Annotated in this window: 16 protein-coding genes and 1 tRNA gene; 4 read left to right on the forward strand and 13 right to left on the reverse strand. The window is 64.0% G+C overall.

The features are described from left to right. The first annotated feature begins 3 nt into the window (after positions 1 to 3). From fliG to V8V93_RS15565, 3 genes are read left to right on the forward strand one after another with little or no spacing between them, the layout of a single operon-like run. Positions 4 to 1,002: a flagellar motor switch protein FliG gene (gene fliG, locus V8V93_RS15555; RefSeq protein ID WP_338667518.1), complete on the forward strand. Its 999-nt coding sequence runs from the start codon at positions 4 to 6 to the stop codon at positions 1,000 to 1,002. Beyond that, complete coding sequence (locus tag V8V93_RS15560; protein ID WP_338667519.1) at positions 989 to 1,738, forward strand: FliH/SctL family protein; 750 nt, start codon at positions 989 to 991, stop codon at positions 1,736 to 1,738. The genes fliG and V8V93_RS15560 overlap by 14 nt, the downstream gene beginning before the upstream one ends. 2 nt (positions 1,739 to 1,740) lie before the next feature. Further along, on the forward strand, positions 1,741 to 3,156 hold the full coding sequence (locus tag V8V93_RS15565; RefSeq protein ID WP_338667520.1) for a FliI/YscN family ATPase: 1,416 nt from the start codon (positions 1,741 to 1,743) through the stop codon (positions 3,154 to 3,156). On the opposite strand, the gene V8V93_RS15570 is transcribed toward V8V93_RS15565, so the two are convergent. From V8V93_RS15570 to V8V93_RS15610, 9 genes are all read right to left on the reverse strand, one after another. Beyond that, positions 3,153 to 5,300 (reverse strand): AsmA family protein, encoded by a 2,148-nt coding sequence (locus V8V93_RS15570; RefSeq protein ID WP_338667521.1) that lies wholly within the window; start codon positions 5,298 to 5,300, stop codon positions 3,153 to 3,155. The two genes, V8V93_RS15565 and V8V93_RS15570, sit on opposite strands and share 4 nt — an antisense overlap. Positions 5,301 to 5,326: 26 nt before the next feature. After that, a complete protein-coding gene (locus tag V8V93_RS15575) occupies positions 5,327 to 5,635 on the reverse strand; it encodes a MerR family transcriptional regulator (protein WP_338667522.1) in 309 nt (102 codons plus the stop codon). Between the two features lie 416 nt (positions 5,636 to 6,051). Then, the gene (gene pheT, locus V8V93_RS15580) at positions 6,052 to 8,454 is read right to left on the reverse strand and encodes a phenylalanine--tRNA ligase subunit beta (RefSeq protein WP_338667523.1); all 2,403 of its coding nucleotides are present in this window, start codon (positions 8,452 to 8,454) and stop codon (positions 6,052 to 6,054) included. Positions 8,455 to 8,673: 219 nt separating this feature from the next. After that, positions 8,674 to 9,726 carry a phenylalanine--tRNA ligase subunit alpha gene (gene pheS / locus V8V93_RS15585; protein ID WP_422394375.1) on the reverse strand — a complete coding sequence of 351 codons (1,053 nt, stop codon included), beginning with the start codon at positions 9,724 to 9,726 and terminating at the stop codon, positions 8,674 to 8,676. Positions 9,727 to 9,729: 3 nt separating this feature from the next. Further along, positions 9,730 to 10,083, reverse strand: a complete 354-nt coding sequence (gene rplT, locus V8V93_RS15590) for a 50S ribosomal protein L20 (RefSeq protein WP_269942161.1) — start codon at positions 10,081 to 10,083, stop codon at positions 9,730 to 9,732. 180 nt (positions 10,084 to 10,263) lie between these two features. Next, positions 10,264 to 10,461, reverse strand: coding sequence for a 50S ribosomal protein L35 (gene rpmI, locus V8V93_RS15595; protein WP_158950329.1), 198 nt, complete (start codon positions 10,459 to 10,461; stop codon positions 10,264 to 10,266). Positions 10,462 to 10,503: 42 nt separating this feature from the next. Beyond that, on the reverse strand, positions 10,504 to 11,034 hold the full coding sequence (gene infC, locus V8V93_RS15600; RefSeq protein WP_071544262.1) for a translation initiation factor IF-3: 531 nt from the start codon (positions 11,032 to 11,034) through the stop codon (positions 10,504 to 10,506). Position 11,035: 1 nt separating this feature from the next. Beyond that, on the reverse strand, positions 11,036 to 12,973 hold the full coding sequence (gene thrS / locus V8V93_RS15605) for a threonine--tRNA ligase (RefSeq protein ID WP_338667525.1): 1,938 nt from the start codon (positions 12,971 to 12,973) through the stop codon (positions 11,036 to 11,038). A 220-nt stretch (positions 12,974 to 13,193) separates the two neighbouring features. Then, a tRNA-Val gene (locus V8V93_RS15610) sits at positions 13,194 to 13,268 on the reverse strand. A 196-nt stretch (positions 13,269 to 13,464) separates the two neighbouring features. Between V8V93_RS15610 and V8V93_RS15615 the strand changes: the two genes are divergently transcribed. Next, positions 13,465 to 13,866 (forward strand): VOC family protein, encoded by a 402-nt coding sequence (locus tag V8V93_RS15615; RefSeq protein ID WP_338667526.1) that lies wholly within the window; start codon positions 13,465 to 13,467, stop codon positions 13,864 to 13,866. Between the two features lie 125 nt (positions 13,867 to 13,991). On the opposite strand, the gene V8V93_RS15620 is transcribed toward V8V93_RS15615, so the two are convergent. From V8V93_RS15620 to V8V93_RS15635, 4 genes are all read right to left on the reverse strand, one after another. Further along, positions 13,992 to 14,681 carry a DVU0298 family protein gene (locus V8V93_RS15620; protein WP_338667527.1) on the reverse strand — a complete coding sequence of 230 codons (690 nt, stop codon included), beginning with the start codon at positions 14,679 to 14,681 and terminating at the stop codon, positions 13,992 to 13,994. Positions 14,682 to 14,768: 87 nt separating this feature from the next. Continuing rightward, entirely contained in the window at positions 14,769 to 15,395 is a 627-nt protein-coding gene (locus V8V93_RS15625; protein ID WP_338667528.1) for a tetratricopeptide repeat protein, read from the reverse strand. Between the two features lie 15 nt (positions 15,396 to 15,410). Further along, positions 15,411 to 15,776 carry a hypothetical protein gene (locus V8V93_RS15630; RefSeq protein WP_338667529.1) on the reverse strand — a complete coding sequence of 122 codons (366 nt, stop codon included), beginning with the start codon at positions 15,774 to 15,776 and terminating at the stop codon, positions 15,411 to 15,413. Between the two features lie 3 nt (positions 15,777 to 15,779). After that, a complete protein-coding gene (locus V8V93_RS15635; RefSeq protein WP_338667530.1) occupies positions 15,780 to 16,598 on the reverse strand; it encodes a YkgJ family cysteine cluster protein in 819 nt (272 codons plus the stop codon). Positions 16,599 to 16,688 lie beyond the last annotated feature (90 nt).

Raw genomic sequence — 16,688 nt, forward strand, 5'->3', positions numbered from 1 at the left:
GACATGGCAGACTTCACCGGCCCCCAGAAAACGGCCATCGTGCTCCTCGCCCTGGGCGAGAAGTTCACGGCGGAGGTGTTCAAGCGCATGGAGCGCAACGAGATCGCCGCCGTGTCCAAGGCCATGCTCGAAACCGACTCCGTGCCCAAGGAGGAAGTCCTGGAAGTGCTCAAGGAGTACAACGAGGCCCTGGCCTACGGTGCGGAACTCCTGGTGGGCGGACCGGAACAGGTCAAGCGGCTGCTGACCCAGTCCCTGGACGCGGAGACCGCCAAGTACATCATGGATTCCCTGGACCTGGACACCGGCCCCACGCCGTTCCAGGAATTGGAGAACGTCAGCCCGCGCATCCTGGCCCAGATCCTGCGCAACGAGCACCCCCAGACCCTGGCCCTCATCCTGGGCCACCTGCACCCGGACCAGGCCGCGGAGCTCATCCAGAACCTGCCCGCGGGCGTGCGCGCCGAGGTGCTCATGCGCCTGGCCAAGCTCGAAGCCGTGGCCGAGGAGATGCTCATGGAAGTGGACAAGGTCCTGCAGAGCCAGCTCATCGCCATGGGCGGCAAGGAAGGCAAGAAGGTCGGCGGCGTCAATTCCGTGGCCGAAATCCTCAACGCCGTGGACCGCAACACCGAGGAAGAGGTCCTGTCCGAGATCGAGGAGGAGTCCACCCAGATGGCCGAGGACATCCGCAACCTCATGTTCGTGTTCGAGGACGTCAAGGGCATCGACGACATCGCCATCCGCGAACTGCTCAAGGAGGTCTCCAACGAGGACCTCACCGTGGCCCTCAAGGGCGCCAGCGAGGACCTGCGCGAAAAATTCTTCAAGAACCTGTCCGAGCGCGCCTCGGCCATGATCAAGGAAGACCTGGAAATCATGCCGCCCAAGAAACTCTCCGAGGTGGAGGCCGCCCAGCAGTCCATCGTCAAGACCGTCCGCCGCCTGGAGGACGAGGGCAAGATCGTCATCAGCCGAGGTGGCAGCGATGTCTTTATCTAAGTCCATGGGCCGCCGCCCGCGCATGACGGGCAAGGTCGTGGTCGGCATGGATACGCCAGGCCCGGACGAAATGACCATCCAGGAGCTGGAGGGCAAGCGCCAGCTCATCTGGGACGACTCGACCAACGAGGAGTACCTGGCCCGCGTGCGCGAAAAGGCCCGCGAGGCGGCCAAGGAGATCAAGATGCTGGCCGAGCTTGAGGCCGAGGCGTTGCGCGCCACGGCCCGGCACGAGGGATTCGCCCAGGGCATGGCCGAGGCCCAGGAGTTCGTGGACCAGCAGATCAAGGACGTCTCGACAAAGGCCGAGGCCCTGTTCGCCCAAATCGGGGCCCAGGGCAAAGACATTTACGAGACCAGGCGGGAGGACGTGGTCCGGCTTATCCGCCTGGCCCTGAAAAAGACCCTCAAGGTGGAGCTGGACGAGAAGCGCGGCGAAGCCCTGAAGGTCCTCATGACCGAGGCTCTGGAACGCATCGAGTCCCAACGGCGGATCGAGATCCGCTGCCACCCCGAGGAGGCCGCCGAACTGGACGAGTTCGTCAAGATCATCCAGGACCGCAACCCGACCCTCAAGTACTGGACCGTCAAGGGCGACGCCTCCATAGAAATGGGCGGCGTGGTCATCGAGGCCGAGGGCGGCAAGGTGGACAACACCATCGACACCCGCTGGAAGCTGGTGGAGCCCATCTTCGATCAACTGGCGGAACAGGTCACTACCGGGGACGAGGAGTAGGCATGGACCCGAAGCTCGGACTGCTGGAAGAGCTCGATCCCTGCCAGACCTTCGGCAAGGTCACCAAGGTGGTCGGCCTGATCGCCGAGGGCCACGGCATCAAGGCACCGCTCGGCTCGGTCTGCTATCTCCTGCCCACGGGGCACGACCCCATCCCCGCCGAGGTGGTCGGCTTCCGCGACGGGGCGTGCCTGTTCATGCCCTACTCGGACATGCGCGGCATCGGCCCCGGCTCGCTCATCCAAAACGCGGCCACTCCGCCGCACGTCCCGGTGGGCAACGCCCTGCTCGGCCGGGCCGTGGACGCATTCGGCGCCCCGCTCGACGGCAAGGGCGCCATCCACGCCGAGACCTTCGCCCCGCTGCACCGCGAGCCGCCCAACCCGCTCGAACGGCCGCGCATCAACGAACCGCTCGACGTCGGCATCCGCTCGGTCAACGCACTTTTGACGCTCGGCAAGGGCCAGCGCGTCGGCATCATGGCCGGTTCCGGCGTGGGCAAGTCCACCACGCTGGGCATGATGGCCCGCTACACCAAGGCGGACATCAACGTCATCGCCCTGGTCGGGGAGCGCGGCAGGGAGGTGGTCGAATTCATGGAGCGCGACCTCGGCCCCGAAGGCTTGGCCCGCAGCGTGCTGGTGGTGGCCACCTCGGACAAGAGCCCGCTCATCCGCATGCGCGCGGCTTACGCGGCCACGGCCATCGCAGAATATTTCCGGGACCGGGGCAAGGACGTATTGCTGATGATGGACTCGGTCACCCGGTTCGCCATGGCGGGCCGCGAAGTCGGCCTGGCCGCGGGCGAACCGCCCACCCGCGGCGGCTACACCCCGTCCGTCTTCGCCCACCTGCCTCAACTGCTCGAACGCGCGGGCAAGAACCGCAAGGGATCCATCACCGGCATCTACACGGTCCTGGTGGACGGCGACGACTTCACCGAGCCCATCGCGGACTCCACCCGCTCCATCCTGGACGGGCACATCGTCCTGACCCGCGACCTGGCCGACATGGGCCATTATCCGGCCATCGACGTGCTCAAGTCCATCAGCCGCCTGCGCAGCGACATCACCACCAAGCAGGCCCAGGCGGATGGCCGCGCCCTGCTGCGGCACATGGCCACCTTCAAGCGCGTGGAGGACATGGTCAACATCGGGGCGTACCAGAAGGGCGCCAACGCCGAGGTGGACCGGGCCATCGCCATGGTCGGGCCGATCAACCGCTTCCTGCGGCAACTGGTCGAGGAAAATGAATCCTTGGAAGGGGCCTTCCAGGCCATGCACGAACTGGTGGGCGAGGACGCCGCACCGGTCGCGCCCCAACAGCCCGCCCCGCAGGCCAAGTCGAGACAGCAGCTCAAGAAGGTGCCCCGCAAGAACGGCCCGCCCCCGGCCAACATCAAGATGAAGGCCCGCTAGAATATTCCGAGGAACTTCTTCCGCCCGGGCCCGGCGGACTCCGTCCCGCCCTCCCCGGACGACCTCTCCAGGGCCGAGCCCACGCCTTTGACCACGCTCTTCACCCCGCCGAGCACCGTGCCCACGGTATCGACCACCACGCCGCCCAGCGCCTTGACGTACTCCCGGACCGAGACCCAGTAGTGGGGCTTGTCGAGGGTCCCGGTCACATGGATGGGGACCATGACACCGATGAGGTCCTTGGACGCCTTGCCGCCCTGCCCCACGCCGGTGGGCACCAGCTTGGCCCGGACCATGTAGTCGATCTGGCGGTTGACCAGGGAGACCACGCCGTGGCCTTCGGCGCGCAGCCCCGGCGCCTTGACCTCCAAATCCTTGTTGGTCACCACGCCGTCCCGGATGGTCCCGGTGCCCTCGATGGAGCCGAACCGGGTGGAGCCGGTCCCGGCACCCTCCACCGTGCCCTGCCTGTCCCTGGCCGAGTGGGTTGACCGGGCCAGGCCGATCAGGTCCACGCCGGGAAACACGCCGTCGGACAATTTGAAGGAGAACTCGCCGCCCAGTGTGCCCAGGAGATCGCGCAGGCGCTCGCCCCGCGCTTGCAAAGAGGAATTGCAGTCCGCAATCCCGGCATATTCGGACTTGCCGGTCACGTCCCTGGCCAGCCCGGCCACGTCCAGGTGGACCGCCTCGGTGCGCACCGCGGCCACGGGCAGGCCCTGCCGGGCGTCCACCGTGCCGGTCAGCCTGAGGGTGCCGCCGTAGGCCTCGGCCGCAAGGGAATCGACGGTCACCAACCCGTCCGCACCCTTGGCCGACACGGCCACGTTGCTGAAATGCGCCCCGCCGAACGTCAGCCCGGCAACCTTCGCGTCCAGGCCGAAATCGAGCCGCCGGAGTACCCTGCCGGGCAGAACCGTGTCGTCCAGCATGCCGGACTTGGCCTGTACTCCGGACCCGCTCCCGTTTGCCGCGTGCTCCGGGGGCAGGTACCGGTCCATGTCCAGGTCGCCCACGTCCAGGTGCGCCGAGAACCGTGGCCACGCGCCGCCGCGTTCCACCGCCCCCCGGCCCACGATGCGCGTCCCGTCCACGGACAGCTCCACATCCTCCACGGACAACCGGCCGGGCTTGAAACGCACCCTGGCCGTGCCGCCCACTCCGGTCAGCGCCTTGGCGTCGCCGGTCTCCGGGACCACGGCCCCCAGGGCGCCGAGCACCGCGCGCAGGTCGGCCTGTTGCAGGGTCACGTCGGCCGAGGCCGCTTCGAGCCCGTCGGTCAGGCCCCGGATGGTGCCGTCCGCGAGCAGTGTGGCCCCGTAGGCCGAGCACTCGAACCCCGTGACCTGTGCCGTCTCCTTGTTGAAATCCAGGGCCAGGGATTGAAAGGACAGGGTCCCGTCCAGCTTGCCGCCGGGAACGGACGCGCCCTCGGCCCGGATGGCGGCACGCATGTTCATGTGGCCGTACTGGCGTTCCGTCAGGTCCAGGGAGGACTGCCCCTCCATGGTCACCGTGCCCCGGACGTCCGGGTGGCGGCAGTCGAAATGCATGGACAACCTGACTGGAAAAAGCCCGCCCTTGCTGATCGCGCCCGTGGTCACGTCCAGGCTGCCCACAACGAAGCGGACATCCGCCTTGCGGTCATCCCAGGTCAGCTCGCCGCCGGTCACGGCCACGCCGGCCACGTCCAGGTCGAAGGACGTGCCGCCGCCCGCCTTGTCCGGCTCGCCCGATTTGCCGCCCACCAGGTCGTCCCAGTTGGCCCGGCCCTGTGCGTCGCGGCCCAGGTTCAGGACCGGCCCGTCCAGCTCCAGTTGCCCGAACCGGACCTTGCCCATAAGCAACGGCAAAAGGCGCACGGAAACCCGGGCCGAACGCACCGAAACCATGGGTTCGGGCCCGAACCCGTCCGCATTGCTCAGGGAGAGCCCGCCCAGCGTCACGGCCAGGCCCGGGAAAAACGACACCCCGATGTCGCCGTCGAAGGTCAGGGTCCTGCCCGTCTCGTCGCGCACGGCCCGGCTGATCCGTTCCTTGTAGTCGTTGGGATCGAAAACGGCCATGAAGACCACGGCCGCGACCACGAACAGGACCAGGCAGACGCCCAGGCCGATCAGCCCGAATTTCAGGAAGTTGCCCATGGTCCGCCCCTTTGCGGATGGTCCCGCTATCGTCTCAGGAGGTTTCGGATGGCCAGCAGCTCGTCATGCACCTCGGACAGGATGTCGCTGTGCTCGCGGCTGCGCAGTTTTTTCTTGGCCCCGTCGATGGTCAGCCCCTCGTCATACAGGAGCCGCTTTATCTCGCGGATGATTTCCAGGTGTTCTTCGGTGTACAGCCGCTGGCCGCTCTCCGTGCGGATGGGGTCGATCTCGTCGAACTCGCCCTCCCAAAAGCGGAGCACGTAGGTCTTGACCCCGATGGCCTTGGCCGCCTGCCCGATCTTGTACCGCTTGAATTCCTGTAAATCTTCCATCCCCTACGTCTATCAAATACCCCCGCCGCCTTCAACAACGTTTGGGGGAAAGATGCCTCCGGCGGCCGGGAAGGGAAAGGGAACCCTTGAAAAGGGCTTCCCTTTCCCCTTCCCCCGGACTCTCATCCCCTATCCCTCCTGAAGCTTTTATTACCGCTTCGCGGATGGGCATGGCCCGAGAAAGCTCCCTCTTGAACTCCCGTACCAAAACGCCGCGAGACCGGCTCTACGAGTTCGGCGCCCACCATCCACATTCCCAGCAATATAGGCCCACATCCCGCCACCCACGCCCCTGCCGAAGGCACACAAAAAGTTTGGGAGGGTCCAGGGCAGCGCCCCGGCCGCCGGAGACATCTGCGCACGCAAAAAGGCCCCGTTCCTTTCGGAGCGGGGCCTTGGCATTGTCGTATTCGCGACTAGAAACGGATGGGCAGGTTCTTTTCCAGTCCGTCCAGGATCTTTTTGTGTTCCTTGTCCACCTGCTTGTCCTTGAGGGTCTTGGTCGGCGAGCGGTAGGTCAGGCGGAAGGACAGGTTGCGTTCCTCCTCCTGGCCTTCGGGCACGAACTCGGCCACCAGTTCCACGGACTCCAGGATATCCACGCCCGCGGACAGGATGGTCTCGCGGATGGCGTCGGCATGCAGGGTGACGGGGCCGATGACGGTCACGTCGCGGCGGCTGGGCGGGAAGACCGGCAGGGGCCGGAAGTCGATCTTGTGTGCGTCGACCATGTCGCGCAGGCCATCCAGGTTGAAATCGCCGAGCCAGACGTCCTTGCGGGCGTGGTAGTAGTCGGCCATTTCCTCACGGATCCGGCCGATGACGCCCACGGCCTCGCCGGACACGCTCACCTGCACGCAGGGCGTGAGGTAGGGATGCTCGCCTTCGGCCACGGTAAAGACCGGTTCTTCGAGCTTGAGGGTGTCGGTCAGCAGGTGCTCCACGTGGCCCTTGATATCCAGGTAGTCCACGTCGCCGTGGGCCCAGGGCCATTCCTCGGCGTGGCGCGGACCGTAGAGCAGGAGGCCCAGGCGGGTCTGTTCGCGGGTCTCGGTCTCGGAAGTCTCGTCGAAGACGAACTGCTTGGCCACCTCGAACAGGCGGATGTGGTTGTTGCCCTTGGCCAGATTATTCTTGAGCGTGTTGAGCAGGCCGGGGGCCAGCTCGGTGCGCATGACGTTCTGCTCTTCGGACAGGGGGTTGGCGATGAACACGCGGCCCGCTTCGGGCAGGTTGAGACGGTCGAGGTCGTCGGACCCGGTGAAGCTGTAGTTGATCGCCTCGTTCAGGCCCACGCCGCGGCCCCACAGCTTGATCCGCTTGTTGAAATCATAAACCGGGGTTCCGGCCACGCCTTCCAGGGACTTGGCCACCTTGGGCAGCACCGCCGGGATGCGGTCCAGGCCGTAGACGCGGCCCACTTCCTCATAGAGGTCCACCTCACGCTCGAGGTCGAGGCGGTGGGACGGGGTGTCCACGGTCCAGTTGTCCGGATTGGAATCGTCCACGGTGCAGCCTTCGAGCTCGAAGACCTTCTTGGCGAAGGCCGGTTCCAGGTCCAGGCCGAGCAGGGACATGCAGCGTTTATGGCGGTAGCCGTGGGTGCGGTCCTGCCAGGGCCGGGGCTCGTTGGAGACCACGCCCTTCAGGACGGTGCCGCCGGAGGTCTCGGCCATGAGCTGGGCGGCGCGGTCGATGCAGAAGCGGTTGAGCTGCTGGTCCACGCCGCGCTCGAAGCGGTAGGACGCCTCGGACGGCAGGGCCAGGCGGCGGGCCGTCTTGCGGATGGTGCCGGGCCGGAACACGGCGGCCTCCAGGAGGACGTTGGTGGAACCGGCGTGCATTTCGGTATTGGAACCGCCCATGACGCCGGCCAGGCCCACGGCGCGCTTGCCGTCGCGGATGAGCAGGTCGTTGGCCGTGAGCGTGCGTTCCACGTCGTCCAGGGTGGTGAACTTCATGCCCTCTTCGGCCAGGGCCACGCGCAGGGTGGCGTCCTCGACCAGGTCGAGGTCGTAGGAGTGCATGGGCTGGCCCAGTTCGAACATGATGTAGTTGGTCACGTCCACGATGTTGGAGATGGGGCGCTGGCCCAAGGCGAGCAGCTTGAAGCGCATCCAGTCCGGGGCCTTGCGGGTCTCCACGCCCTTGATGACGCGGCCGTTGAAAAGCGGGCAGTACTCGGGGTCGTCGATCAGGATCGTGATCTCGTCGGCAGCGTTTCCGCCGCCTTCGACCAGGTTCAGTTCGGGCATGGTCAGGGGCAGGTCGAAGGCCAGAGCGGTCTCACGGGCGAAACCGAGGATGGAAAGACAGTCGGCGCGGTTGGGGGTGATGTCGAAGTCGAAGACCACCCGCTCCAGATTCAGGGCGTCGACCAGCTTGTCGCCGACCTTGAGCGAATCGTCGAGAACCCAGATGCCCTCGTGGTCCTCGGAAAAGCCCAACTCGCGCTCGGAGCAGATCATGCCCATGGACTTGACGCCCCTGAGCTTGGCCTTCTTGATCTTCATGCCATCGGGCATGGTCGTGCCGACCATGGCCACGGGCACTTTCTGGCCCTTGTCCACGTTGGGCGCGCCGCACACGATGGTCAGGGTCTCGGGACCGCCCACGTCCACAGTGCAGACCGACAGGTGGTCCGACTCGGGATGCGGCTCGCGCTCGGCCACAAAACCGACCACGATATCCTTGACGGCCTCGAAGGGATCGGTGATGCCGTCCAGCTCGAGGCCGAGCATGGTCAACTTGTCCCCCAGGACCTGGATGTCCCCCTCATAGGGGACGAATTCACGCAACCAATTCAAGCTAACTAACATGAGTGCCTCCGGCGGCCGGGGAGGGAGAGGGAACCCTTGCAAAGGGCTTCCCTCTCCTTCCCCGGACCTCATCCCTTCTCCCTCCTGAACTTTTTGGTGCGCTTCGCGCAAGTCGGAAGGGAGTGGAAAAGTTGTCTTCGTAAGGGGTGAACTCGGTGGAGTTCAGTATGTCAACGGGGCACGCGGGAAGGCTCGCGCCCTCCCGTGGCGCCACAAAATCTAGGCGAACTGTTCCAGGAAACGGACGTCGTTCTCGAAGAACATGCGCAAGTCGTCGATGCCGTACTTGAGCATGGCCATGCGCTCGACGCCGAGCCCGAAGGCAAAGCCCGTGTAGACCTCGGGGTCGTAGCCCACCGACTTGAACACGTTGGGATCGACCATGCCGCAGCCCAGAATCTCCACCCAGCCGGTGCCCTTGCAGACACGGCAGGTCTTGCCGTCCATCTCGCCCTTGCCGCCGCACACGGCGCAGGAGATGTCCACCTCGGCGCTGGGTTCGGTGAACGGGAAGAAGCTCGGGCGGAAGCGGACCTCGGTCCTGGGACCGAAAACCTTACGCACGAACACGGTCAGGGTTCCGCGCAGGTCGCCCATGGACACGTTTTTGTCGACCAGCAGCCCCTCGATCTGGTGGAACATGGGGGTGTGGGTCAGGTCCGAGTCGCGGCGGTAGACCTTGCCCGGCGCGATGATCGCCACCGGCGGCTTCTGCTTGAGCATGGTCCGGATCTGCATGCCGGAGGTATGGGTCCGCAGAACGATGTTGTCCGACATGTACAGGGTGTCCTGCATGTCCCGGGCCGGGTGGTCCGGGGGCATGTTCAGGGCCTCGAAGTTATGCCAGTCGTTCTCGACCTCGGGTCCGGCGGCGTGCTCGAAGCCGAGTCCGACCAGAACAGAGGCGATTTCGTCCATGACCAGGGTCACGGGGTGCAGGGAACCGGCCCACGGCTTGCGGCCCGGCATGGAGGGATCAAAGCGCGACAGGGCCTGCCCCGCCTCGGCGGCGTGCAGCGCGGCCTCCCAACCGTCGATCAGGCCGGTGATGGCCTGCTTGACCTCGTTGGCCTTCTTGCCCGCGGCGGGCTTGTCGGCGTTGTCGAGCTTGCCGAGCCTGCCCATGATCTGGGCGAGCTTGCCCTTCCGGCCCAGGAACTCGATGCGGAGTTCCTCCAGTTCCTTTAACGAACAAGCCTGGCCCTTGCGCGATGCGCAATCCTGGGCCAGGCTGTCGAGTCCTTCCAGGAAGGACTTCAATTCACTACTCACGATCTAGCTCACTTTGGCCTTGGCTGCCTCTGCGATCTTGGCGAACACCTGCGGGTCGCGCACTGCCATATCCGCCAGAACCTTGCGGTTCAGCTCGATGCCGGCCTTCTTCAGGCCGTCCATCAGACGGCTGTAGGACATGCCGTTGATGCGGGCGGCGGCGTTGATGCGCATGATCCACAGCTTGCGGAACTCGCGCTTCTTGCGTTTGCGGTCCTTGTAGGAATGGCACAGGGCCTTTTCGACGCGCTCACGGGCGGTGCGGTACAGGCGGGAACCCGCTCCGCGGTAGCCCTTGGCCATTTTCAGATATTTGTTGTGACGCCGCTTGGCGGCAACTCCACGCTTTACTCTCATGGTAAAACCTCCATCGCTTTTACCTCCCGGGCCGGACGGACTCCCCCGGCGAGGTGGATTGCTTTATAGGTTGAAAGGGATCAACGGGCATCTCGTCTGGGCGCAACCGGCGTACGTGCGAGTCGGGGCCGTTCCCCGCCTCTCTTGTGACGCCGCCGGATGGCCGTATCAGGCGGATTGCTAGCCGTTGGGCAACTGACGACGGACAGCCTTCATGTTCGCGCCGTCCACGGTGGTGGACTGGCCGAGCCGACGCTTTCTCTTGGCATTCTTCTTGGTCAGAATGTGCCGGAGATTCTTGCGGCGGCGCTTGAACTTGCCGGTCGCGGTCTTGGAAAACCGCTTGGCGGCTGCGCGGCGGGTTTTGATCTTGGGCATAGTATCCTCCTAGAATGGGACCAAAGGCCCCTTCTCAAGTCTCTATTTTTTCACCGGAGCGAGCATCATCGTCATGGTCCGTCCTTCCGACATGGGCTTGCTCTCGACTTTGGCTAAATCCTGCGTGTCCACGACGACCCGTTCGAGCATGGCCAGCCCGCGGTCCTTGTGGACGATCTCGCGTCCCCGGAAGAAGATGGTCACCTTGCAGCGGTCGCCGCCTTCCAGGAACTTTACAATTTGTTTGAGCTTGGTCTGGTAATCGTGCTCGTCGGTCTTGGGCCGGAATTTGACTTCCTTGATCTTGATTACGGTCTGCTTCTTCTTCGCTTCCTGCAGCTTCTTCTGCTGCTGGTACTTGAATTTGCCGTAATCCATGATCTTGCAGACAGGCGGGTCGGCGTTGGGCGCGACCTCCACAAGATCGAGGCCCTTCTCCCGGGCGCGATCAAGCGCGTCACGGGTTGCCATTACACCGAGCTGCTCACCGTCGTCGTCCACGACCCGCACCTTGGGGATGCGGATTCTCTCGTTCCGCCGGACCAGGTCTTCCCTCTTCTGGTCCCGGCGCATGTTACCCCGAAAAGCTATAGCTCATTCCTCCTGCTTTGAAGGGCGCCTTTGCAGCATCAAGAATCAACTGCGCGGCTTCCTCCAGTGTCACCATCCCGGGGTCTTCTCCGTCTCGTGAACGGATATTGACGCACCCGGCCTCAACCTCTTTGTCACCGATTACCAACATGTACGGGATCTTCTCGACCTGAGCTTCCCGTATCTTGTAGCCGAGCTTCTCGTTGCGGGTATCCGCTTCGACGCGGATCCCCTTGGAAACGAGGAAGTCCTCGGCTTTCTTTACGAAATCTGCTTGTGCATCGGTCACGTTCAGCAAACGTGCCTGCACGGGCGCCAGCCAGACAGGATACGCACCAGCGCAGTGCTCCGTCAAGACGCCGATGAAGCGTTCGATGGAGCCGAGCATGGCGCGATGGATCATCACGGGCCTGTGCCTCTCACCGTCCTCGCCCACATATACTATGTCAAAGCGCTCTGGCAAGGTGAAATCCACTTGAATTGTGCCGCATTGCCAGCTCCGACCGATGGAGTCGCGCAGGTGGAAATCGATCTTCGGGCCGTAGAACGCGCCGTCGCCTTCGTTGATGGCGTACGGCATGCCCGATTTGTCGAGGGCCTGACGCAGCCCCTCGGTGGCCAGCTCCCAGTCCGCGTCCGAGCCGATGGACTTCTCCGGACGGGTGGACAGCTCCACGTCGAACTCGTAGTCGAACAGGGCGTAGATGTCCTGGTAGAACTTGATCAGGTTGAGGATTTCCTCCTCCACCTGATCCGGGCGGCAGATGAGGTGCGCATCGTCCTGGGTGAAGGTGCGCACGCGCATGAGCCCGTGGAGCACACCGGACTTCTCGTGGCGGTGGACCACGCCCAGCTCGAAGTAGCGCTGGGGCAGGTCGCGGTAGCTCATGATCTTCCGCTTATAGATGATCATGTGCGCCAGGCAGTTCATGGGCTTGATGCCGTAGGCCTGCTCGTCGATCTCCGTGAAATACATGTTCTCGCGGTAGTTGTCGTAGTGGCCGGACTTCTCCCACAACTCCCGCTTGAGGATGATCGGGCCCTGGACCAACTGGTAGCCGCGCTTGAGGTGCTCCTTGCGCTCGAAATCCTCAAGGATGGCGCGCAGGAGCATACCGCGCGGGTGCCACAGGGACATGCCCGGACCGACCTCGTCGCTGAACGAGAACAGGTCGAGTTGCTTGCCGAGCTTACGGTGGTCGCGCTTCTTGGCCTCTTCCAGGCGGGCCAGGTGCTTCTTCAGGGCCTTGGGGTCCTGCCAGGCGGTGCCGTAGATGCGCTGCAACTGCTTGTTCTTCTCGTCACCGCGCCAGTAGGCCCCGGCCACGGAGAGCAGCTTGAAGGCCTTGATCTGGCCGGTGCGGGCCACGTGCGGCCCCCGGCACAGGTCGGCGAAGTCGCCGTGCGTGTAGATGGAAAATTCGTCGCCGCCCAGGTCGTCCATGATCTCGGACTTGTAGGTCTCGCCCTTGGCCTCGAACAGTTTCTTGGCCTCGGCCTTGGACATGACCGTGCGCGTGAACTCCTTGTTCGCGCCCACCGAGGAGAGCATCTCCTTCTCGATGGCCTCCAGGTCCTCGGGCGTGAACGGGCGCTCGTAGTCGAAGTCGTAGTAGAACCCGTCGGTGATGGACGGGCCGATGGTCACCTTGGCGGTGGGAAACAGCTTCTTGACGGCCTCGGCCATGACGTGGGCCGCGGAATGGCGGATGATGCCGAGCCCCTCCTCGCTGTCCGCGAAGACGGGCTCGATGGTAGTGCAGGTCTCGGTAACGGGAGTGGAAAGGTCCACGATCGCATCGCCGCACCGGGCGGCCACGACGTTCTTGAACTGTTTCTTGGACAGCCCTTCCTGGAGGACGTCGGCGCAGGAGGCGCCGTCGGCCGCTTCAACCTGTTTACCGGAGATTTCTACCAACACTTCATCTCTCCCTTGTCCGACCATGGCCGGAACCTTTAGGCGCGCCGTATCATTGCGCCGTGAAACACCTGATCCGATCCGCCGGAGCGGTTCGCGTTCGACTCCGTACAAGGTAGGAACGGAACCGTGGGCCGTCAATGCGGAGACTGCCCGGACCGGCGTTTTCGCTTCAACCAAAAAATGGAAGGGAGGCCACTAGGCCTCCCTTCCGGGGATGTTCTGGTAGGCGCGGAGGGATTTGAACCCACGACCCTTTGCACGTCAAGCAAATGCTCTCCCCCTGAGCTACGCGCCTTCTCGTCGAAGCGGAGTGAATAACTATATGGAGGCCGGTTGGTTGTCAAGCACGTTGTGCGAATTTTTTCATTTTTTCGCCTCCCGTTTTCGCGGCCCCCGGCCGGACCCTTTTCCCGCGCCGGATTCCGACGTCGGGATGGCGCAAGAGCCCGATTTGCCGTACAGGATGAAAAACCCGATCCAAGGAGACAACCATGCGCCCCATCGACATATCCGCCACCATCGTCGTGGAGGACTTGGCCCCGGCCCGGACCTTCTACACCAAGCACCTGGACGGTCGCCTGATCTTCGACTGCGGCTGGTACATCGGCTTCCAATTCGGCCAGGACGGCCCCACCCTGCACTTCATGCAGCCGCAGTCCCCTGCCCACCAACCCTACCGGGGCGGCCTGACCTACAACCTCAAGCTGGCGGACGCGGCCAAGGTCGAGGAGGCCCACCGCGAGGCCGTTGCGGCGGGCCTGCCCCTGCTCATGCCCTTGGAGGACCACCCCTGGGGCGACCGGGGCTTCTGCACGCTCGATCCCTACGGCGTGTCCCTGTACGTCTACGTGGACATCGAGCCGAGCGAGGAGTTCAAGCAGTACTATCTGTAATTGGGTGCGGAAAGCTCCTGAAGCGCATGGGGCACTGCGAACAGGACACCGCCCCATTACTCACCCAGGAAAAGCCCAAAAAAGCCGCCCTTGCGGGCGGCTTTATTTTGTTCAGGGGACGACAACTACCCCAGATCATCCAGGGCCACCCGCGCCAGTTCGCCCACGGTGGTGTCGATGAGCTCGCGGTGGTGGAAGGTGCGGATTTCGGCGGGGTCGTCCTTGAGGGCCTCCAGCTTGCTCCGCGCCCCTTCGGCCTTGATCAGGCCGAGCACACGGGCCGCGTAGGCCCGGTTGTAGGCGTCGGGGTCGTCCAGGCCGACCATCAGGAAACGCTCGCCGTGGGCCACCAGCTCGGGACGGTACTCGGCCAGGCGAACCAGGCCCCAGTAAACGTCGCGCCTCAACTCCGGGTGGTCCAGAAAGTTGCCGTCGCACTCCTCGTCGCAGAAGATGTAGGAAACCAGAATCTTGTGAAATTCCTTGGCAATGCGCCCGTTGTTGACCATGGCCTCGGCCATGAAGAGCGGGATGCCCCAGCCGAGGTTGCCGGACTCCTCGTTCATGTACCACATCAGGGTACGCATGATCACCCGCGCCTTTTCCATGGACGCCTCGGCCATGCGCGCGGCGGTCAGGCCGAAAGCCGTGGCCGAGCGCCAGCGGACGGTCTCCAGACGGTCCAGGCGCAGGTTGAGCAACGGCGGAACAAGGTCCACGGGGCGGAACTCGTCCAGCTCGGCGAGCCGAGCCTGCCAATCGTCATCGGCCAGGATGTCTCGGACGGTCTTCTTGACGCTGCGGAATCGGGACATGACACTCCTCCAAGAAAAAAAGGGAGCCGTCAACGGACAGCCCCCTTATTGTAATCATCTTTTCGGGATGGGCAACAGAAGCGGGGCTTAGTTCCCGGCCTTCTCCTCCACTTCCTTCTTGAAATCGGCGGGCACCTCGAAACCGGACTCCTCGGCTTTCGCGATGCACACGGCGGCCTCGGACCAGTTGCCGCGCTCGGCCTCGATGATCGCCTTGTTGTTCCAGCCCGGACCGAAGTGGGCTTGTTTCTCGAGCAGGGTCTTGAGCAGCTTGTCCGCCTCCTCGAAATCGCCCATGGCGATGAGCACGCTGGACATGGTCGCCTGGGCCTGTGCGAACTCGGGGTCGAGCTTGAGGGCCTTCTTCAGGGACTTGTGGGCCTTGTCGTTGTCGCCCTGCTGCATGTAGACGAAGCCGATGTTGCCCCAGGGCACGGCGAAGAACGGGCGCTGCTGGGTGGCCTGGACGTTGTAGCTCAGGCAGGAGTCCATGTCCCCGCGCTGCAGGGCGATGCCGCCGAGCTGCACGTAGGCCTCGGCCATGCGCGGGGAATGGGCCACGGCGTCCAGGAACTCGCGCTCGGCCTCCATGAAATCGCGGCGGGAAAGATAGGCCACGCCCAGGTTGTAGTGGGTGTTGCCGCAGGAGGGATTGTCGCGCAGCTTGGACTTGAGATCGGCAATGTAATCTTCAATATTGTCGAATTGTTCCATTTGGTTATCCTTGCTTTATGGCTGGACGCCGTGTTTCTTGCAATGCTCCGCGTACCAGAGGCAGAAATCGTAGACCGGCCGGATCTTTTCGAAGTTCATGACCAGCATCACGTTGAATTCGTTGATCTGGTCGATGTATTCCTGATTCATGTGCTTCCCCGACTCCCGAATGAACAGTTGCGTCAACTGGGTCTGGGTCAGCCCGGTCTTCTCCACGCGGATGTCGATGGGGTCGAACGGCGCCTGGAACGGGTCCCAGTTCTCGTAGCCCATGCGGTCCACGAACTTGCGCCGCCGGGGCGACATCTTTTCGTACATGAACCGCTTGCGGGCCTCGACCTCGTGGTCGGGCATTTCCTCATAGTTCACCGTCTTGGTCATGGGCTATTCCTTGCCGCCCAGGACGATGGACTCGCCGCAGGACTCGCAGGAGGACTTGGACTCGGTGCAGGAGGCGCAGACCGCGGACTTGGCCGGGCCCTTGGCCGCCGCCGGGGCGACAATCTCCTGCGGCTTCACCTCTTCCTCGGGGCTCTTTTCCCTGAGCGCGGTCTTCTCGCCCACGCCGAGATAGGCCTCGTCGTAGTCCGTGACGATGGCCATGGACACGGGCAGGAGCATCTCTCCCAGTTCGCTGAACCGGGAGCCGATGCCGGACTGGAGTTCCTTGCCGATGGCCAGCAGCCTGTCCAGGACGATGTCCATGTTCACGGTGGGGTACTTCTCCCCGCCCTTGAAGCCCGCCTTGTTGCAGGTATGGGCCTCGCCGCCGATGGAGGTGGGTACGCCGTACAACCGGCAGGTGATGGGCCGGTGCTCGTAGATGGAGCACAGGTCGTCGTCGCCCAGCATGGGACAGCGCACCCGGGCCTTGGCCACCTCAAGCAGAATGTCGTTGACCGGACGGCCTTCCTGGCTCGCCTTGTAGACCTTGCGCTTGAGCTTGTGGATCTCGCGGTCGGCTTTGTCGGCGCGGTCCAGGATGGCCGAGCGCTCCAGGCCGGAAAATTTCTCGTTGAACTTGGCGTTGATGTACATGGCCTCGACCAGGGTCACGTCGAACAGGGCGTAACAGCAGTCGCTGCACCCCTTGCCGCACTTGACCAGGTCCGGCATCTCGGTCTCGAATTTCTTGAAAACCGCGTCGACCTCGGCCACGATGGCTTCGTATTTTTTGAAATACTCCGTAAAATCAAGGGCCATTATCTGCTCCTGGGCCGGTCCGGCAAAGAAGCCGGCCATGGCTGGTGTTTCGCTTGGGACCAAGTAAGTCGTGATCCGGCGCCGTCAACC

This window comes from Pseudodesulfovibrio sp. 5S69 (genome assembly GCF_037094465.1).
Lineage (GTDB): Bacteria > Desulfobacterota > Desulfovibrionia > Desulfovibrionales > Desulfovibrionaceae > Pseudodesulfovibrio > Pseudodesulfovibrio methanolicus.

Coding starts and splice junctions, on each gene's coding strand:
- fliG (WP_338667518.1), top strand. CDS start 4: ATGGCAGACTTCACCGGCCCCCAGAAAACGGCCATCGTGCTCCTCGCC.
- V8V93_RS15560 (WP_338667519.1), top strand. CDS start 989: ATGTCTTTATCTAAGTCCATGGGCCGCCGCCCGCGCATGACGGGCAAG.
- V8V93_RS15565 (WP_338667520.1), top strand. CDS start 1,741: ATGGACCCGAAGCTCGGACTGCTGGAAGAGCTCGATCCCTGCCAGACC.
- V8V93_RS15570 (WP_338667521.1), bottom strand. CDS start 5,300: ATGGGCAACTTCCTGAAATTCGGGCTGATCGGCCTGGGCGTCTGCCTG.
- V8V93_RS15575 (WP_338667522.1), bottom strand. CDS start 5,635: ATGGAAGATTTACAGGAATTCAAGCGGTACAAGATCGGGCAGGCGGCC.
- pheT (WP_338667523.1), bottom strand. CDS start 8,454: ATGTTAGTTAGCTTGAATTGGTTGCGTGAATTCGTCCCCTATGAGGGG.
- rplT (WP_269942161.1), bottom strand. CDS start 10,083: ATGAGAGTAAAGCGTGGAGTTGCCGCCAAGCGGCGTCACAACAAATAT.
- rpmI (WP_158950329.1), bottom strand. CDS start 10,461: ATGCCCAAGATCAAAACCCGCCGCGCAGCCGCCAAGCGGTTTTCCAAG.
- infC (WP_071544262.1), bottom strand. CDS start 11,034: ATGCGCCGGGACCAGAAGAGGGAAGACCTGGTCCGGCGGAACGAGAGA.
- V8V93_RS15615 (WP_338667526.1), top strand. CDS start 13,465: ATGCGCCCCATCGACATATCCGCCACCATCGTCGTGGAGGACTTGGCC.
- V8V93_RS15620 (WP_338667527.1), bottom strand. CDS start 14,681: ATGTCCCGATTCCGCAGCGTCAAGAAGACCGTCCGAGACATCCTGGCC.
- V8V93_RS15625 (WP_338667528.1), bottom strand. CDS start 15,395: ATGGAACAATTCGACAATATTGAAGATTACATTGCCGATCTCAAGTCC.
- V8V93_RS15630 (WP_338667529.1), bottom strand. CDS start 15,776: ATGACCAAGACGGTGAACTATGAGGAAATGCCCGACCACGAGGTCGAG.
- V8V93_RS15635 (WP_338667530.1), bottom strand. CDS start 16,598: ATGGCCCTTGATTTTACGGAGTATTTCAAAAAATACGAAGCCATCGTG.